Consider the following 17,116-nt stretch of genomic DNA (forward strand, 5'->3'; position numbering starts at 1 on the left):
TTCCCTCTATGCTCGGACAATCTAAGGGCAGAAAGTATTTTGGAGGGAATTGAATGAAAAGACGGCTTTTTTTCAGTTGTTGTTTATTATTTCTAATGGCGGGTTGTGACCAAGGGAAGCCGAAAGAAATTGATGTGAAATTACATAATGCTTCAGGTGATGAGGTTGGGACTGCAAAAGTAGCTCAGCAAACAAGTGGAGTGAAAATTACGATTAAAGCGGAAGGCTTTACACCAGGACCACACGGGATACATGTACATGAAATCGGAGAATGTAAAGCGCCACGTTTCGAATCATCTGGGAATCATTTTAATCCGGATAATAAAGAACATGGGCTCTTGAATCCGAAAGGTGCGGAAAATGGTGATTTACCGAATGTAGTTGCAGACGGTTCGGGAAAGATTAAAGCAGAAATCGATGCTCCGCATATAACGCTTGAAGAAGGAAAAACGACGATTCATAGAAAAGATGGAGCGTCTATTATTATTACAGAAAACGCTGATGATGGTATGACACAACCAACGGGTAAATCTGGTGGCCGAATTGCTTGCGGTGTTATCGTAAAAAAAGCGTCGGATATGAAGAAAAAATAGAAGCTACCGTGAATGGTAGATTTTGTTGTAAAACCGCATGATAGTAAGTGGAATTATATCGATTTATCGAAAAAAAAGGAGGTTGTCCCAAAATCATTTTGGGATAGCCTCCTTTTTTGTTATGAGAATGTATGGTGCAGTCTGTTTAAAATTTTTTCTAAAACAGATCTAGGACAGCCAATGTTAATTCGGATATGGGCTTCTCCACCTGTTCCGTATTTCTCACCAGGTTCAACGATGATTTTACCTTTTTCTTCAAGCAATGCTGTTCGTTCATCTTGAGAAAGATCCAAGTGGGAACAATCAATCCACAGTAAAAAACTACCTTCTGGTTTAATTACAGAAAGAGCTGGTATGTGATTTTGAATATACTCACAAGCAAATTGAGCGTTATCTTCAACGTACAATCGAATTTCATTTAGCCAATCATTACATTCTGTATAGGCACTTTGCATTGCTGTATAAGCAAATGTATTTAATCCGTGGAATCCTTGTCTATATTGGATAGACATAAAGGCATTACGGAGATTTTCATTCGGAATAATAATGATCGATGCTTGTAATCCAGCGATATTAAATGTTTTGCTCGGAGCCATACAAGTAATAGTGCGTGCTGCTAATTCTTCAGATAAAGAAGCAAACGGTGTATGAGTATGGCCTCTATAAATAATATCGGCGTGAATTTCATCCGCGACAACGGTTACATTATATTGCGTACATAACGTACCGAGTTTTATTAGCTCCTCTTTCGTCCAAATGCGTCCGATAGGATTGTGAGGGCTGCAAAGAAGCATTAGTTTTACACCTTGTTTAAATTGAGTTTCTAGATGCTCGAAGTCTATCTTATATATGCCATTTTGTTTAAACAAGGGACTCTCACATAATTGTCTATTATTTGTTTTGACCATTTCAAAAAATGGTGGATAAATAGGAGGTTGTACGAGTACGGCTTCGCCTTCTTTCGTTATAGCCTGTATGCTCGTACTAAGAGCTGGAACGATACCTGCGCTAAATACAATCCATTCTTTTTGTATTTCCCAATTGTATTTGCTTTTCGTCCAATTACAAATGATATCCCCAATATTTTCAGGAGGAAGTGTATAGCCGAAAATAGGATGTTCTATGCGCTTTTGTAATGCAGTTTGAATTGGTTTTGGTACTTCAAAGTCCATATCGGCAATCCAAGCGTGGATGAGCTCTTCATTTTTATATGTATCCCATTTTGTACTATGTGTTCCGCGCCTATTTACCGTTTTATGAAATAGTTGCATATGTTTGTTTGCTCCTTTCTTCTGTCAAACTGTTAAGTTGTGAAAATTCTCACTCTTCTTATAGAATAGCTGATGTGATACGATAAAGAAAAGCATTAAAAAGTGAAAAGGCGGGAAGTAGATGGGTACATATGACAAAATGATTGAGGTTGTGAAAAATTGGGATCCGTTTCAAATGGGACCGGAGTTTTATGAAACAGAAGCGAGCGATGTTGTAAACGTCGTAAGTGTGTTTGATGATCCGAAATACATCGCAAAGAAAATTCAACATATATACTTTATGTCTTTTGAAGAAGTACCTGCACTTGAAAAATGCGAAAAATTAGCAGTAGAGTTACTTGTACTAAAAGAAGGCGGAAGTTGTTCATTATAGGCTGTCGGAATTTACGACAGCCTTTTTGTTTATTTTCGTTTGGATTGATTAAAGCTTCACTTTATCCCGTTTTAACGGGCAGTAAGACTCCCGCCTCAAAATTGGGTTGAAGCAAAGAGGTTAGGCGAGAAATCAAACTGCCCGTAAAAACCCGATTGGTGAAGGCTAATAATCCGTGGGGATAGAACCTCCCACGGATTAAAGCTTCACTTTATTGCGCCGCAAATGCAACAATTTCTTCATAAACATGATCGGGCTTTTCTTCAGGTAGTAAGTGTCCTGTATTTTCATAAGAAATGAAAGTTGAATTAGGTAGGTCCTTATGGAGACGGTGTCCTACATGTACAGGGACGACGCGATCTTTTTCACCCCAAATGAGTAATACTGGGGTTTCGATTTTTTGTAATTCAGTTGAAGATAAGTCGCCTTCACGGTCTCTTATCATTCGAGTTAAAGCAGGGAATATACGATCATCATAAAAAGGAGCAGCATAGCCTTCCATCATTTCATTGTCAATTAATGAATGGTCATGAACGACATTCATTAAGTTATGAACGATGCCCCTTCGAATAATCCAGTTCTTCACGTATAAGTGGAAGAACGGTAAATAAGAGGAGTACAGTAAAGGTAAGTTTGCGCGTGCTAAATAACTAGAGCTACATAGTAAAATTGTCTTTGAAATTAATTCAGGGCGTAAACGGTTTACAAAGAGTGAAATTTGTCCGCCCATAGAATGACCAACTAATACAATATTCGAGAGAGATAAATGTTCGATTAAATCGATAATAATAGCTGCTAAATTGTGATAAGAATATTTAAAGAGATGAGATTTATCACTTTTTCCGAATGGTGGTAAATCAAGGGCAATTACTGTACCTTCCTTTGTTAGTAAAGGAATGAGTCGTCGATAGCTAAATGAGGAAGAGAGGAAGCCGTGAACGAGTACGAAAGTAGGTCGTTCTTTTTTAGTATTATTTTCGTACAATTCGTAATGAATAGTAGTGCCGCGAGTGGAAAAAGTGAAGTAAGGGCATTTGCATTCATGGTTCATTTTTTGTCACTCCATTGATTTTTGTTCATATCATCTCCAAGGGAGAAAAAAATATGTTAACAAAAAAAGGCAAGATGACGATGTCATCTTGCCTTTCGCGTATTTATAATTACCGACGCACAATATTAGGTGGTGTTTTTCCTTGTAATCCTGCCACTAAATTTTCAGCAGCTGTCATTGCCATTTGCTGCCTTGTTTTTAATGTTGCAGATCCGATGTGCGGTAAAGTTACAACGTTTTGTAATGATAAGAGCGGATTCTCTTTTTGAATCGGTTCTTGTGTAAATGTGTCGATGCCGGCTGCGAATATTTTCTTTTCTGTTAACGCATGAATTAATGCAGTTTCGTCTACTGTTTTCCCGCGAGAAGCATTAATGAAAATTGCTGTTTCTTTCATTAGTGAAAATTCCTTTTCACCGATAAGATGATATGTTTCATCTGTTAATGGAGTAAGAAGAATAATAAAATCAGATTGTTTGATTAGAGTTTGTAAATCACAATATGTAGCATCAAATTTTTGTTCAGCTTCTTCTTTACGGCGACGGTTATAGTAAAGGACATTCATATCAAATCCGAATTTCGCTCGTTTTGCGACAGCTTCTCCAATTCGTCCCATTCCGATAATACCGATCGTACTATGATGTACATCTAGTCCGAAGTGTTCTTTTCCGATTTCAGCGTTCCATTCACCATTTTTCACATAGGAATTGAGTTCGCAAACACGGCGTCCAGCAGATAACATAAGAGCGAAAACGAGATCGGCTACTGTATCATCTAACACATATGGCGTATTCGTTCCGATAACATTTTGTTTTTCCATCGCTTTTAAATCAAAGTTATCATGGCCAACAGAAATGTTACTTACTACTTTTAAATTAGGAGCAGCCTGCAATAACTCTTCATTTATAGTAGATCCGAAATTTAATAACCCATCTTTATCTTTTATTTTTTCCAATAGAACATCACGAGGTACTTTCTCGTTTTGATCCCATTTTTCAAAATCACAGTGTTCTGATAAATAGTTTTCTACAAATGTTGGAACTGGTTCGGCAATATATACTTTTGGTTTCACGGTTCCATCCCCTTTCCTCTTTACCTTGATTGGTGTGTACTAATAATCAGCGGGTATGAAGCTCCCGCTGATTAAAGTTTCACTTTACCCCACTATTTGCGGGCAGTAAGACTCCCACCCAAAAAACGGCTGAAGCAAAGAGGTTAGGTGGGAGTCCGGGCTGCCAGTAAAGGCCCGATTGGTGAAGGCTAATAATCAATGGGGATGAACCCTCCCACTGATTAAAGTTTCACTTTATTTTGACATAATTCTCAAAAAAAATCTTCTTTTCAAACTGGAAAGGGTATTTGTATAATTTAGACACAAACTAAAAGGAAGGGTGATTTATATGGTGACAGAGAAAGAATTAGAATTATTAGCTTGTCTTGAAAAGAATAGTCGTTTATCTGTAGATACATTAGCGAAGTTGTTAAATATAGAAGTAGAAGAAGCGAAAAAAATGGTTGCGAAATTAGAAAGTGAAAAGATTATCGTGGACTATGTAACACATATCGATTGGACAAAAGTGAAAGAACATACTGGTTTAACGGCGATGATTGATGTGAAAGTTACACCGAAGCGTGGTGTCGGTTTTGATGCAGTAGCTGAACAAATTTATCGCTATTCAGAAGTGAAATCCGTTTATTTAATGTCTGGGACATATGACCTTTCTATTACGTTAGAAGGGAAGACGATGGGAGAAGTAGCAATGTTTGTTTCTGAGAGACTAGCAACAATTGAATCTGTCGTTTCAACGACAACTCATTTTATTTTGAAGAAGTATAAACATGAGGGCATTATTTATGAAAAGACAGATGATGATAAGAGAATTGTGGTGACACCGTGAAGCAATTTGACCTATCTAGAGTAGCAGAATCTTTACAACCGTCCGGTATACGAAAGTTTTTTGATTTAGCGGCAAGTATGAAAGGTGTTATTTCACTTGGAGTGGGGGAGCCTGACTTTGTTACACCTTGGAATGTAAGGCAAGCATGTATCCGTTCTTTAGAGCAAGGATATACAGCCTATACAGCAAATGCAGGATTATTGGAGCTCCGTCAAGAAATAGCAAAGTATCTAAAAAAACAATTTGCAGTATCTTATGATCCGAATGATGAAATCATTGTTACAGTTGGAGCGAGTCAAGCGCTAGATGTAGCGATGCGTGCTATTGTAAACCCTGATGATGAAATACTTATTATTGAACCAAGTTTCGTTTCGTATGCACCGCTTGTTACGCTAGCGGGCGGGGTTCCAGTTCCAGTAGCGACTTCATTAGGAGATGAATTTAAAGTACAGCCAGATCAAATTGAAGCAGCTATTACAACGAAAACAAAGGCAATATTACTTTGTTCTCCTAATAACCCAACAGGCGCAATGTTAAATAAATCCGAATTAGAAAAGCTAGCAGTTATTGTTGAGAAGTATAATTTAATCGTGTTATCTGATGAAATTTATGCAGAACTTGTATACGACGAAGCATATACGAGTTTCGCGAGTATTAAAAATATGCGTGACCATACGATTTTAATTTCAGGGTTTTCAAAAGGATTTGCGATGACGGGATGGCGTCTTGGGATGATTGCAGCCCCTGTGCAATTTTCAGAATTAATGCTCAAAATCCACCAGTATTCAATGATGTGTGCACCGACGATGTCTCAATTTGCAGCGCTTGAAGCATTACGCGGGGGAAATGATGAAGTAATTCGAATGAGAGATAGCTATAAAAAGCGTCGTAACTTTATGACGACATCTTTCAATGAAATGGGCTTAACATGTCATGTGCCAGGCGGGGCGTTTTATGTCTTCCCTTCTATAGCTTCAACCGGACTATCTTCAGAAGAATTTGCAGAACAGTTATTATTAGAAGAAAAAGTGGCTGTTGTTCCTGGAAATGTGTTTGGCGGGAGTGGTGAAGGATTTATCCGTTGTTCATATGCAACATCGCTTGAGCAACTTATGGAAGCAATGAAGAGAATGGAACGGTTCATAGAGAATAAAAAAAGGACAAAACACAATACGTTTTGTCCATAAAAGGGGGGGAATACTAGAAAGCCATGTGTTAGTATTCTATCCTAATATTGGAGAATTATACGTATTACAGGAAATTTTTTCGTGAATTTTGAATGAGTTCTATCATAGTGGTATAATTTACTAATATAAGGTGGGAGTGTCCTCGGGGGTTTACTTAGGATACTTACCATTAATCGGATATTTAACAATAAATACATCTGCTTTGCTATTTACAATTGTAGAGAAAATGGTAAACGTATGGGAGTGTTTCACATGTCAGAACAATATACAACGGGAGTGGTTGTAACAGGGAAAGTAACTGGAATTCAAGATTACGGTGCATTTGTAGCTTTGGATGCAGAAACACAAGGACTTGTGCATATATCTGAAATCACAAATGGGTATGTAAAAGACATTCATGACTTTTTAAAGGTCGGAGATACAGTAGAAGTAAAGGTACTTTCAATTGATGAAGAGCACAGGAAAATGAGTTTATCGTTAAAAGCCGCGAAAAGAAAACAAGGAAGGGTTCTTATACCGAATCCATCTGATAAAGGGTTCAATACGCTGCGAGAAAAGCTAGCAGAATGGATTGAAGAATCGGAAGTAATAAAGTAAAAGAGGAACGCATATGAGCGTTCCTCTTTTACTTTGACTTATGATATATATATATTTGCAAATATGATTGCATGCAATCATATTCGTATGTCGGAGGCGAAAAAGACATACTGACTATTGAATTTCATGTGTTTCTGGGTGAGTACCAAGATTCTCGGATGGTTTAAATAGTAAGCCGAGGTTGATAAGCCCAGAAATACCAACGATGCCGTAAATAATACGTGCAAGAGCTGAGTTTTGTCCACCGAAAATGGCTGCCACTAAGTCAAACTGGAAGAATCCGATCAATCCCCAGTTCACAGCGCCAATTACAGTAAAGACTAATGCGATACGTTGCAGAGTACTCATGAAAAAGCCCCCCTTAATTGTGAAGCATGAGCAAGCGATGAGTTAATTAACTCCTTTATAGAATGGTTTAGTTATGTTGTTTTTATACATAAAAAATATAATAAAAATGATGTATATACATCTATACCGAAAAATGCGAATTTTTATGCGAAAAATGAACTTTTTCTAAAAAATATATTTTGGTTACGGTTACAATTGTTGAATCGCTTGATTTACAACTTTAGTTTCGCTAAAGTGAATACAGAAATACATATACATAATTGGAGGGAAAAAGATGAGTACACATGTAACGTTCGACTATTCTAAAGCGTTATCCTTCATCGGTGAACATGAACTAACTTATTTACGTGATGCAGTAAAAGTAACACATCATGCAATCCACGAAAAAACTGGAGCTGGGAACGATTTCCTTGGGTGGGTAGAGCTTCCGCTTCAATATGACAAAGAAGAATTTGTGCGCATTCAAAAATGCGCAGAAAAAATTAAAAATGACTCTGACATTTTACTTGTTGTAGGTATCGGTGGTTCTTATTTAGGAGCACGTGCAGCAATCGAAATGCTAAACCATTCTTTCTATAACACGCTTTCTAAAGAACAACGTAAAACTCCACAAGTGCTATTTGTTGGACAAAACATTAGCTCCACTTACATGAAAGATTTAATGGACGTACTAGAAGGTAAAGACTTCTCTATTAACGTTATTTCCAAATCAGGTACAACAACAGAGCCTGCAATTGCATTCCGTATTTTCCGTAAGTTATTAGAAGAGAAATATGGAAAAGAAGAAGCTCGCAAGCGTATTTATGCAACTACAGATAAAGCACGTGGCGCATTAAAAACATTAGCTGATAACGAAGGTTACGAAACATTCGTAATTCCAGATGACGTTGGAGGCCGTTTCTCTGTATTAACGCCAGTTGGTCTATTACCAATCGCGGCAAGTGGCTTAAATATTGAAGAGATGATGAAAGGTGCAGCTGCTGGTCATGATGACTTCGGGACATCAGAACTGGAAGAAAACCCAGCTTACCAATACGCAGTAGTTCGTAATGCCCTATACAATAAAGGGAAAACAATTGAAATGCTTGTTAACTATGAGCCAGCACTTCACTACTTCTCTGAGTGGTGGAAACAGTTATTTGGTGAAAGTGAAGGAAAAGATCAAAAAGGTATTTTCCCATCTTCAGCAAACTTCTCAACTGACTTACACTCATTAGGTCAATACATTCAAGAAGGTCGCCGTGATCTATTCGAAACAGTTCTTAAAGTAGGTAAATCTACACACGAACTAAAAATCGAATTAGATGACAACGATTTAGATGGATTAAACTATCTTGCTGGTGAAACGATAGACTTCGTAAACACAAAAGCATACGAAGGTACATTACTTGCACATAGCGATGGCGGAGTACCAAACTTAATCGTAAACATCCCTGAATTAAATGAGTACACATTCGGTTACCTTGTATACTTCTTCGAAAAAGCATGTGCGATGAGCGGCTATCTATTAGGCGTAAATCCATTTGACCAACCAGGAGTAGAAGCGTACAAGAAAAACATGTTTGCTCTACTTGGAAAACCAGGATTTGAAGAGTTAAAAGCAGAATTAGAAGAGCGTTTAAAATAATAAAAAGCGACCGGATCTCCGGTCGCTTTTTATTATTGTACTGAAAAATACATCGGTATATTCAAACTAGAATGGGTATGCTAAAGGAAAAGTCTAGGAGGGATGGGCTTGATTCCGATTCAATCAAATTTAGAAGGACGTACATATGCTTTATATAAGTTAGAAGAGGTTATGAAACCACTTGGATATAATATTGGTGGCAATTGGGATTATGATAAAGGATGCTTTGATTATAAAATCGACGAAGAAGATGGTTATCAATTTTTACGAGTACCATTTACAGCGGTGGATGGAGAACTAGATGTGCCTGAGGTAATAGTCCGTCTTGAAACGCCGTATATTCTTTCTCACGTATATCAAGACGAACTAGATGATAATGTGAATGCGTTAACAGCTGGAACGAGCGGATTTGATCAATTTGCTGAGCCGAAAGATCCCGATGGAGACGTGAAAAGAAAATATATCAATATTGGTAAAGTACTAGTGCAGGAACTAGAAAGTCATTTTTTTAATGGTGAATAACAATGAGTATGTCGCTTTCGATGAGAATGAAAGAATGAACTGGATTGATCATATATTGTTCGTCGCGCTTTACACCTAGTAAGAGAATGTTTTGCTTTAAAAGAGTATAGCTACAATTTGCAAAGGATTGTCCGGTGCAGGACGGGAAAATCTCCATCAGTTGTAATTTGTTATCAGAGATTTCATCGTAAAGTGAGAATAGTACACCTGAAATGGAAGGGAATAAAAGAGAAGCGGTAAATACATAGCTCGTTAATTTATTTCCTTCTATAATTTCTGATACGCCAGCTCTTGTTGCATTTTGGATTTGTTCAGAAGTAAGAAGTTCAGCGATGCAGTGAATGTTTGGATTAAGACCTTTTGCAGTTAAAATATTTAAAATGGACTGTGTATCCGCTAAGCTTTCGTTCTTTTCTTTATCCGCTGTTATTAATATAGTGTGAGCTGTTGTGATATTAGCTTTTAATAAAGTTTGATCGTGATGCGGACAACCTTTTATAAATTCTAAATGATGAAATGGCTTTGGAAGTAAAGAAAGTGTTTCATCAATTAAAACGATATCAAGGTTCGGCTGTAATATGTGCATTTGTTTTACAACATGTTTTGCACGTTCATTCCAGCCAACGATAATCATATGACCATTAGAGGTAGCAGCTTCTTCTCCTTTAATTTTCATATATTGTTTATTAATCATGTCGGTAGCGAATAGAACCATATAATAAGAACAAAATCCCGTTCCTAATAAAATAATGCCTATACCAATAAGTTTTCCTATCGTTGTATGGGGGGCGAAATCGCCGTATCCAACGGTGAAAATGGTAACGATTGACCACCAAACCCCGTCGAACCATGTGGTGAAGTGAGTTGGCTCTAATATATGTATAAGAAAGCCGGAGAAAGCAGTAAGCACAATAATAAAACAAATTAAACGAAAGATAATGGAATCACGAAATGTATCTACTAAATTCGGACGGGATTTCAAGTTCCTATTCCTCCTTACTTTTCAGGACTACATTCATTGTTACCATTATAGAAACAAGAAAAACTCTCTAATTAAAAAGAGAGTTCATTTCATAATTAATACATACTTTCAACTTCAGTTTGTTGAACACTTTCAAGATGTTGGAGAGCATAGTAAACATCGGCAGTATGTCTTGTTTGATCGATAGACAATTTAAGATGTAAGTAGTGAGTGCCGCTTTCTAATGTTTTAAGCTTCATATTTTTAACCTTTATATCCATTTCTTTTATTTCTTCAATTACAATGGGGATATTGTCCATATTTCGTACAACGAGTTTAACTGCGATATCACGTTGACGAAATGATCTAGGGCCGACAAATTTCATAGTTAATGGGATAAGTTCTACACTAATCATAAGGAAACACATCCCGAAAATTGCTTCGATATAGAAGCCGGCTCCAACGGCAATGCCAATACCAGAAGCACCCCAAATCATAGCGGCAGTCGTTAGTCCCGCAATACTATCGTTTCCTCTTCGTAAAATTACACCGGCACCTAAAAAGCCGATTCCTGATACGATTTGAGCGGCAAGTCGAAGTGGATCCATATTCATATGATCAGTATGTGGTAAGTTATAAGCTGCTTTAATAGAAACAATAGTCAGGAGGCAACTAATAATAGAAATAACTAAACAAGTTTTTAAACCGAGTGGTTTACGTTTTAATTCGCGCTCTAAACCGATAGCGAATCCTAAAATAGTTGAGAGACCTAATTTTATTAATAAGTCGGTGTAGTCCATGTATATTCCTCCTTGTATGATATGGTATATAAATAAAACGTTTATATAGAAAGAAACGCTTTTTGGTAGAGTGACTTTATATAGAATATATGTAGGAATTACTTAGAAATGAAAGAGATATTTCGTTTAAGTATATGATATTAAAAAAGAAATGTAGTTGGTTTTAAAAAAGTTTTCAAAAGGTGTTGCATTTCATTTTTTCACATGATATATTAATAACCGTCGCTGATGCGGAAACGCAGAAAACGACAAAAAAGAAATTAAAAAACTTAGTTGACATCGAAAAACGAAGATGTTAACATAAGGAAGTCGCAAATGAGCGACCAAGTAGTTCTTTGAAAACTGAACGAAACAAACAACGTGAACGTCAATTTTTATTTTTAGATGCTAGACAAACTAACTTTATTGGAGAGTTTGATCCTGGCTCAGGATGAACGCTGGCGGCGTGCCTAATACATGCAAGTCGAGCGAATGGATTAAGAGCTTGCTCTTATGAAGTTAGCGGCGGACGGGTGAGTAACACGTGGGTAACCTGCCCATAAGACTGGGATAACTCCGGGAAACCGGGGCTAATACCGGATAATATTTTGAACTGCATGGTTCGAAATTGAAAGGCGGCTTCGGCTGTCACTTATGGATGGACCCGCGTCGCATTAGCTAGTTGGTGAGGTAACGGCTCACCAAGGCAACGATGCGTAGCCGACCTGAGAGGGTGATCGGCCACACTGGGACTGAGACACGGCCCAGACTCCTACGGGAGGCAGCAGTAGGGAATCTTCCGCAATGGACGAAAGTCTGACGGAGCAACGCCGCGTGAGTGATGAAGGCTTTCGGGTCGTAAAACTCTGTTGTTAGGGAAGAACAAGTGCTAGTTGAATAAGCTGGCACCTTGACGGTACCTAACCAGAAAGCCACGGCTAACTACGTGCCAGCAGCCGCGGTAATACGTAGGTGGCAAGCGTTATCCGGAATTATTGGGCGTAAAGCGCGCGCAGGTGGTTTCTTAAGTCTGATGTGAAAGCCCACGGCTCAACCGTGGAGGGTCATTGGAAACTGGGAGACTTGAGTGCAGAAGAGGAAAGTGGAATTCCATGTGTAGCGGTGAAATGCGTAGAGATATGGAGGAACACCAGTGGCGAAGGCGACTTTCTGGTCTGTAACTGACACTGAGGCGCGAAAGCGTGGGGAGCAAACAGGATTAGATACCCTGGTAGTCCACGCCGTAAACGATGAGTGCTAAGTGTTAGAGGGTTTCCGCCCTTTAGTGCTGAAGTTAACGCATTAAGCACTCCGCCTGGGGAGTACGGCCGCAAGGCTGAAACTCAAAGGAATTGACGGGGGCCCGCACAAGCGGTGGAGCATGTGGTTTAATTCGAAGCAACGCGAAGAACCTTACCAGGTCTTGACATCCTCTGAAAATCCTAGAGATAGGACTTCTCCTTCGGGAGCAGAGTGACAGGTGGTGCATGGTTGTCGTCAGCTCGTGTCGTGAGATGTTGGGTTAAGTCCCGCAACGAGCGCAACCCTTGATCTTAGTTGCCATCATTAAGTTGGGCACTCTAAGGTGACTGCCGGTGACAAACCGGAGGAAGGTGGGGATGACGTCAAATCATCATGCCCCTTATGACCTGGGCTACACACGTGCTACAATGGACGGTACAAAGAGCTGCAAGACCGCGAGGTGGAGCTAATCTCATAAAACCGTTCTCAGTTCGGATTGTAGGCTGCAACTCGCCTACATGAAGCTGGAATCGCTAGTAATCGCGGATCAGCATGCCGCGGTGAATACGTTCCCGGGCCTTGTACACACCGCCCGTCACACCACGAGAGTTTGTAACACCCGAAGTCGGTGGGGTAACCTTTATGGAGCCAGCCGCCTAAGGTGGGACAGATGATTGGGGTGAAGTCGTAACAAGGTAGCCGTATCGGAAGGTGCGGCTGGATCACCTCCTTTCTATGGAGAATTGATGAACGCAGTTCATCAATAAGCGTTGACTTGTTTCGTTTCGTTCAGTTTTGAGAGAACTATCTCTCAAGTTTAAATGTATGTTCTTTGAAAACTAGATAACAGTGTAGCTCATATTTTTTTAATTTTAGTTTGGTTAAGTTAGAAAGGGCGCACGGTGGATGCCTTGACACTAGGAGTCGATGAAGGACGGGACTAACGCCGATATGCTTCGGGGAGCTGTAAGTAAGCTTTGATCCGAAGATTTCCGAATGGGGAAACCCACTATACGTAATGGTATGGTATCCTTACCTGAATACATAGGGTATGGAAGACAGACCCAGGGAACTGAAACATCTAAGTACCTGGAGGAAGAGAAAGCAAATGCGATTTCCTGAGTAGCGGCGAGCGAAACGGAATCTAGCCCAAACCAAGAGGCTTGCCTCTTGGGGTTGTAGGACATTCTATACGGAGTTACAAAGGAACGAGGTAGACGAAGCGACCTGGAAAGGTCCGTCACAGAGGGTAACAACCCCGTAGTCGAAACTTCGTTCTCTCTTGAATGTATCCTGAGTACGGCGGAACACGTGAAATTCCGTCGGAATCTGGGAGGACCATCTCCCAAGGCTAAATACTCCCTAGTGATCGATAGTGAACCAGTACCGTGAGGGAAAGGTGAAAAGCACCCCGGAAGGGGAGTGAAAGAGATCCTGAAACCGTGTGCCTACAAATAGTCAGAGCCCGTTAATGGGTGATGGCGTGCCTTTTGTAGAATGAACCGGCGAGTTACGATCCCGTGCAAGGTTAAGCTGAAGAGGCGGAGCCGCAGCGAAAGCGAGTCTGAATAGGGCGTTTAGTACGTGGTCGTAGACCCGAAACCAGGTGATCTACCCATGTCCAGGGTGAAGTTCAGGTAACACTGAATGGAGGCCCGAACCCACGCACGTTGAAAAGTGCGGGGATGAGGTGTGGGTAGCGGAGAAATTCCAATCGAACCTGGAGATAGCTGGTTCTCCCCGAAATAGCTTTAGGGCTAGCCTTAAGTGTAAGAGTCTTGGAGGTAGAGCACTGATTGAACTAGGGGTCCTCATCGGATTACCGAATTCAGTCAAACTCCGAATGCCAATGACTTATCCTTAGGAGTCAGACTGCGAGTGATAAGATCCGTAGTCAAGAGGGAAACAGCCCAGATCGCCAGCTAAGGTCCCAAAGTGTGTATTAAGTGGAAAAGGATGTGGAGTTGCTTAGACAACTAGGATGTTGGCTCAGAAGCAGCCACCATTTAAAGAGTGCGTAATAGCTCACTAGTCGAGTGACTCTGCGCCGAAAATGTACCGGGGCTAAATACACCACCGAAGCTGCGAATTGATACCAATGGTATCAGTGGTAGGGGAGCGTTCTAAGTGCAGTGAAGTCAGACCGGAAGGACTGGTGGAGCGCTTAGAAGTGAGAATGCCGGTATGAGTAGCGAAAGACGGGTGAGAATCCCGTCCACCGAATGCCTAAGGTTTCCTGAGGAAGGCTCGTCCGCTCAGGGTTAGTCAGGACCTAAGCCGAGGCCGACAGGCGTAGGCGATGGACAACAGGTTGATATTCCTGTACCACCTCTTTATCGTTTGAGCAATGGAGGGACGCAGAAGGATAGAAGAAGCGTGCGATTGGTTGTGCACGTCCAAGCAGTTAGGCTGATAAGTAGGCAAATCCGCTTATCGTGAAGGCTGAGCTGTGATGGGGAAGCTCCTTATGGAGCGAAGTCTTTGATTCCCCGCTGCCAAGAAAAGCTTCTAGCGAGATAAAAGGTGCCTGTACCGCAAACCGACACAGGTAGGCGAGGAGAGAATCCTAAGGTGTGCGAGAGAACTCTGGTTAAGGAACTCGGCAAAATGACCCCGTAACTTCGGGAGAAGGGGTGCTTTCTTAACGGAAAGCCGCAGTGAATAGGCCCAAGCGACTGTTTAGCAAAAACACAGGTCTCTGCGAAGCCGTAAGGCGAAGTATAGGGGCTGACACCTGCCCGGTGCTGGAAGGTTAAGGAGAGGGGTTAGCGTAAGCGAAGCTCTGAACTGAAGCCCCAGTAAACGGCGGCCGTAACTATAACGGTCCTAAGGTAGCGAAATTCCTTGTCGGGTAAGTTCCGACCCGCACGAAAGGTGTAACGATTTGGGCACTGTCTCAACCAGAGACTCGGTGAAATTATAGTACCTGTGAAGATGCAGGTTACCCGCGACAGGACGGAAAGACCCCGTGGAGCTTTACTGTAGCCTGATATTGAATTTTGGTACAGTTTGTACAGGATAGGCGGGAGCCATTGAAACCGGAGCGCTAGCTTCGGTGGAGGCGCTGGTGGGATACCGCCCTGACTGTATTGAAATTCTAACCTACGGGTCTTATCGACCCGGGAGACAGTGTCAGGTGGGCAGTTTGACTGGGGCGGTCGCCTCCTAAAGTGTAACGGAGGCGCCCAAAGGTTCCCTCAGAATGGTTGGAAATCATTCGTAGAGTGCAAAGGCATAAGGGAGCTTGACTGCGAGACCTACAAGTCGAGCAGGGACGAAAGTCGGGCTTAGTGATCCGGTGGTTCCGCATGGAAGGGCCATCGCTCAACGGATAAAAGCTACCCCGGGGATAACAGGCTTATCTCCCCCAAGAGTCCACATCGACGGGGAGGTTTGGCACCTCGATGTCGGCTCATCGCATCCTGGGGCTGTAGTCGGTCCCAAGGGTTGGGCTGTTCGCCCATTAAAGCGGTACGCGAGCTGGGTTCAGAACGTCGTGAGACAGTTCGGTCCCTATCCGTCGTGGGCGTAGGAAATTTGAGAGGAGCTGTCCTTAGTACGAGAGGACCGGGATGGACGCACCGCTGGTGTACCAGTTGTTCTGCCAAGGGCATAGCTGGGTAGCTATGTGCGGAAGGGATAAGTGCTGAAAGCATCTAAGCATGAAGCCCCCCTCAAGATGAGATTTCCCATAGCGTAAGCTAGTAAGATCCCTGAAAGATGATCAGGTTGATAGGTTCGAGGTGGAAGCGTGGTGACATGTGGAGCTGACGAATACTAATAGATCGAGGACTTAACCATATAATATGAAGCGATGTTATCTAGTTTTGAAAGAATATAAAAAACTTGTTGACTTTAAATGTCGAATGAGTTATGATGATTCTTGTCTTAAATGAATACAGTCTGGTAATGATGGCAGAGAGGTCACACCCGTTCCCATACCGAACACGGAAGTTAAGCTCTCTAGCGCCGATGGTAGTTGGGACCTTGTCCCTGTGAGAGTAGGACGTTGCCAGGCAATTCGGAGGATTAGCTCAGCTGGGAGAGCACCTGCCTTACAAGCAGGGGGTCGGCGGTTCGATCCCGTCATCCTCCACCATTCTAGCCGACTTAGCTCAATTGGTAGAGCAACTGACTTGTAATCAGTAGGTTGGGGGTTCAAGTCCTCTAGTCGGCACCAGAAAATCATGGCGGTTGTGGCGAAGTGGTTAACGCACCGGATTGTGGCTCCGGCACTCGTGGGTTCAATTCCCATCAGTCGCCCCATTTTTTCTTTTAAAATTATAATATGCGGGTGTGGCGGAATTGGCAGACGCACCAGACTTAGGATCTGGCGCCTTTGGCGTGGGGGTTCGACTCCCTTCACCCGCACTTTTAATAAAATAACTCATACATGTCTTGCGGAAGTAGTTCAGTGGTAGAATACAACCTTGCCAAGGTTGGGGTCGCGGGTTCGAATCCCGTCTTCCGCTCCAATTTTCAATATGACATGCCGGGGTGGCGGAACAGGCAGACGCACAGGACTTAAAATCCTGCGGTGGGTGACCACCGTGCGGGTTCGACCCCCGCCCTCGGCACCATATGCGCCCGTAGCTCAATTGGATAGAGCGTTTGACTACGGATCAAGAGGTTAGGGGTTCGACTCCTCTCGGGCGCGTTTTTATTAA

The 17,116-nt window shown here is 41.6% G+C and carries 13 protein-coding genes, 7 tRNA genes and 3 rRNA genes; 17 read left to right on the forward strand and 6 right to left on the reverse strand.

Features of this window, described 5'->3' with window-relative positions:
* Window positions 1–53: 53 nt before the first annotated feature.
* Window positions 54–593 (forward strand): superoxide dismutase [Cu-Zn], encoded by a 540-nt coding sequence (sodC, locus tag QCI75_RS02745; RefSeq protein WP_002124423.1) that lies wholly within the window; start codon window positions 54–56, stop codon window positions 591–593.
* Between the two features lie 119 nt (window positions 594–712).
* On the opposite strand, the gene QCI75_RS02750 is transcribed toward sodC, so the two are convergent.
* Complete coding sequence (locus QCI75_RS02750) at window positions 713–1,864, reverse strand: MalY/PatB family protein (protein ID WP_353759949.1); 1,152 nt, start codon at window positions 1,862–1,864, stop codon at window positions 713–715.
* Between the two features lie 121 nt (window positions 1,865–1,985).
* On the opposite strand from QCI75_RS02750, the gene QCI75_RS02755 reads away from it, so the two are divergent.
* Window positions 1,986–2,237, forward strand: coding sequence for a YugE family protein (locus tag QCI75_RS02755; protein ID WP_098777515.1), 252 nt, complete (start codon window positions 1,986–1,988; stop codon window positions 2,235–2,237).
* Window positions 2,238–2,448: 211 nt separating this feature from the next.
* Here QCI75_RS02755 and QCI75_RS02760 read toward each other — a convergent pair whose 3' ends face one another.
* Complete coding sequence (locus QCI75_RS02760; protein WP_144508392.1) at window positions 2,449–3,288, reverse strand: alpha/beta fold hydrolase; 840 nt, start codon at window positions 3,286–3,288, stop codon at window positions 2,449–2,451.
* A gap of 109 nt (window positions 3,289–3,397) precedes the next feature.
* The gene (locus QCI75_RS02765) at window positions 3,398–4,390 is read right to left on the reverse strand and encodes a 2-hydroxyacid dehydrogenase (protein WP_144508393.1); all 993 of its coding nucleotides are present in this window, start codon (window positions 4,388–4,390) and stop codon (window positions 3,398–3,400) included.
* A 298-nt stretch (window positions 4,391–4,688) separates the two neighbouring features.
* Here QCI75_RS02765 and QCI75_RS02770 point away from each other — a divergent pair, with 298 nt between their 5' ends.
* From QCI75_RS02770 to yugI, 3 genes are all read left to right on the forward strand, one after another.
* Window positions 4,689–5,186, forward strand: a complete 498-nt coding sequence (locus tag QCI75_RS02770) for an Lrp/AsnC family transcriptional regulator (protein WP_142395810.1) — start codon at window positions 4,689–4,691, stop codon at window positions 5,184–5,186.
* Window positions 5,183–6,373 (forward strand): aminotransferase, encoded by a 1,191-nt coding sequence (locus QCI75_RS02775; RefSeq protein WP_144508394.1) that lies wholly within the window; start codon window positions 5,183–5,185, stop codon window positions 6,371–6,373. The genes QCI75_RS02770 and QCI75_RS02775 overlap by 4 nt, the downstream gene beginning before the upstream one ends.
* 252 nt (window positions 6,374–6,625) lie before the next feature.
* Complete coding sequence (gene yugI / locus QCI75_RS02780; protein WP_144508395.1) at window positions 6,626–6,970, forward strand: S1 domain-containing post-transcriptional regulator GSP13; 345 nt, start codon at window positions 6,626–6,628, stop codon at window positions 6,968–6,970.
* Between the two features lie 114 nt (window positions 6,971–7,084).
* Here the strand turns inward: yugI and QCI75_RS02785 are convergent, their stop codons facing one another.
* Complete coding sequence (locus QCI75_RS02785; protein ID WP_002034535.1) at window positions 7,085–7,318, reverse strand: DUF378 domain-containing protein; 234 nt, start codon at window positions 7,316–7,318, stop codon at window positions 7,085–7,087.
* Between the two features lie 274 nt (window positions 7,319–7,592).
* On the opposite strand from QCI75_RS02785, the gene QCI75_RS02790 reads away from it, so the two are divergent.
* The gene (locus QCI75_RS02790) at window positions 7,593–8,945 is read left to right on the forward strand and encodes a glucose-6-phosphate isomerase (protein WP_144508396.1); all 1,353 of its coding nucleotides are present in this window, start codon (window positions 7,593–7,595) and stop codon (window positions 8,943–8,945) included.
* Window positions 8,946–9,053: 108 nt separating this feature from the next.
* The gene (locus QCI75_RS02795) at window positions 9,054–9,467 is read left to right on the forward strand and encodes a YugN-like family protein (RefSeq protein ID WP_142344678.1); all 414 of its coding nucleotides are present in this window, start codon (window positions 9,054–9,056) and stop codon (window positions 9,465–9,467) included.
* On the opposite strand, the gene QCI75_RS02800 is transcribed toward QCI75_RS02795, so the two are convergent.
* Window positions 9,454–10,449 (reverse strand): ion channel, encoded by a 996-nt coding sequence (locus QCI75_RS02800; protein WP_144508397.1) that lies wholly within the window; start codon window positions 10,447–10,449, stop codon window positions 9,454–9,456. The two genes, QCI75_RS02795 and QCI75_RS02800, sit on opposite strands and share 14 nt — an antisense overlap.
* A 95-nt stretch (window positions 10,450–10,544) precedes the next feature.
* A complete protein-coding gene (locus QCI75_RS02805) occupies window positions 10,545–11,228 on the reverse strand; it encodes an MgtC/SapB family protein (protein WP_144508398.1) in 684 nt (227 codons plus the stop codon).
* A gap of 402 nt (window positions 11,229–11,630) precedes the next feature.
* Here QCI75_RS02805 and QCI75_RS02810 point away from each other — a divergent pair.
* From QCI75_RS02810 to QCI75_RS02855, 10 genes are all read left to right on the forward strand, one after another.
* A 16S ribosomal RNA gene (locus QCI75_RS02810) occupies window positions 11,631–13,182 on the forward strand.
* Between the two features lie 146 nt (window positions 13,183–13,328).
* Window positions 13,329–16,250, forward strand: a 23S ribosomal RNA gene (locus QCI75_RS02815).
* Between the two features lie 101 nt (window positions 16,251–16,351).
* Window positions 16,352–16,467, forward strand: a 5S ribosomal RNA gene (gene rrf / locus QCI75_RS02820).
* Together the 16S, 23S and 5S rRNA genes with 7 tRNA genes alongside form the textbook arrangement of a ribosomal RNA operon.
* A gap of 5 nt (window positions 16,468–16,472) precedes the next feature.
* Window positions 16,473–16,548 (forward strand) — tRNA-Val (locus QCI75_RS02825).
* Window positions 16,549–16,553: 5 nt separating this feature from the next.
* A tRNA-Thr gene (locus QCI75_RS02830) sits at window positions 16,554–16,629 on the forward strand.
* 10 nt (window positions 16,630–16,639) lie between these two features.
* Window positions 16,640–16,715 (forward strand) — tRNA-His (locus tag QCI75_RS02835).
* 24 nt (window positions 16,716–16,739) lie between these two features.
* A tRNA-Leu gene (locus QCI75_RS02840) sits at window positions 16,740–16,820 on the forward strand.
* A 29-nt stretch (window positions 16,821–16,849) separates the two neighbouring features.
* Window positions 16,850–16,924, forward strand: a tRNA-Gly gene (locus tag QCI75_RS02845).
* 16 nt (window positions 16,925–16,940) lie between these two features.
* Window positions 16,941–17,029: transfer RNA gene (locus QCI75_RS02850), tRNA-Leu, on the forward strand.
* A 3-nt stretch (window positions 17,030–17,032) separates the two neighbouring features.
* Window positions 17,033–17,106, forward strand: a tRNA-Arg gene (locus tag QCI75_RS02855).
* Window positions 17,107–17,116 lie beyond the last annotated feature (10 nt).

Source organism: Bacillus cereus group sp. RP43 (assembly GCF_040459645.1).
Classification (GTDB): Bacteria; Bacillota; Bacilli; order Bacillales; family Bacillaceae_G; genus Bacillus_A; species Bacillus_A mycoides_C.

Bases quoted from the DNA above. Each gene is read 5' to 3' on its own strand.
- QCI75_RS02790 (WP_144508396.1), top strand. From the start codon at position 7,593: ATGAGTACACATGTAACGTTCGACTATTCTAAAGCGTTATCCTTCATC.
- sodC (WP_002124423.1), top strand. From the start codon at position 54: ATGAAAAGACGGCTTTTTTTCAGTTGTTGTTTATTATTTCTAATGGCG.
- QCI75_RS02755 (WP_098777515.1), top strand. From the start codon at position 1,986: ATGGGTACATATGACAAAATGATTGAGGTTGTGAAAAATTGGGATCCG.
- QCI75_RS02785 (WP_002034535.1), bottom strand. From the start codon at position 7,318: ATGAGTACTCTGCAACGTATCGCATTAGTCTTTACTGTAATTGGCGCT.
- QCI75_RS02760 (WP_144508392.1), bottom strand. From the start codon at position 3,288: ATGAACCATGAATGCAAATGCCCTTACTTCACTTTTTCCACTCGCGGC.
- yugI (WP_144508395.1), top strand. From the start codon at position 6,626: ATGTCAGAACAATATACAACGGGAGTGGTTGTAACAGGGAAAGTAACT.
- QCI75_RS02770 (WP_142395810.1), top strand. From the start codon at position 4,689: ATGGTGACAGAGAAAGAATTAGAATTATTAGCTTGTCTTGAAAAGAAT.
- QCI75_RS02750 (WP_353759949.1), bottom strand. From the start codon at position 1,864: ATGCAACTATTTCATAAAACGGTAAATAGGCGCGGAACACATAGTACA.
- QCI75_RS02805 (WP_144508398.1), bottom strand. From the start codon at position 11,228: ATGGACTACACCGACTTATTAATAAAATTAGGTCTCTCAACTATTTTA.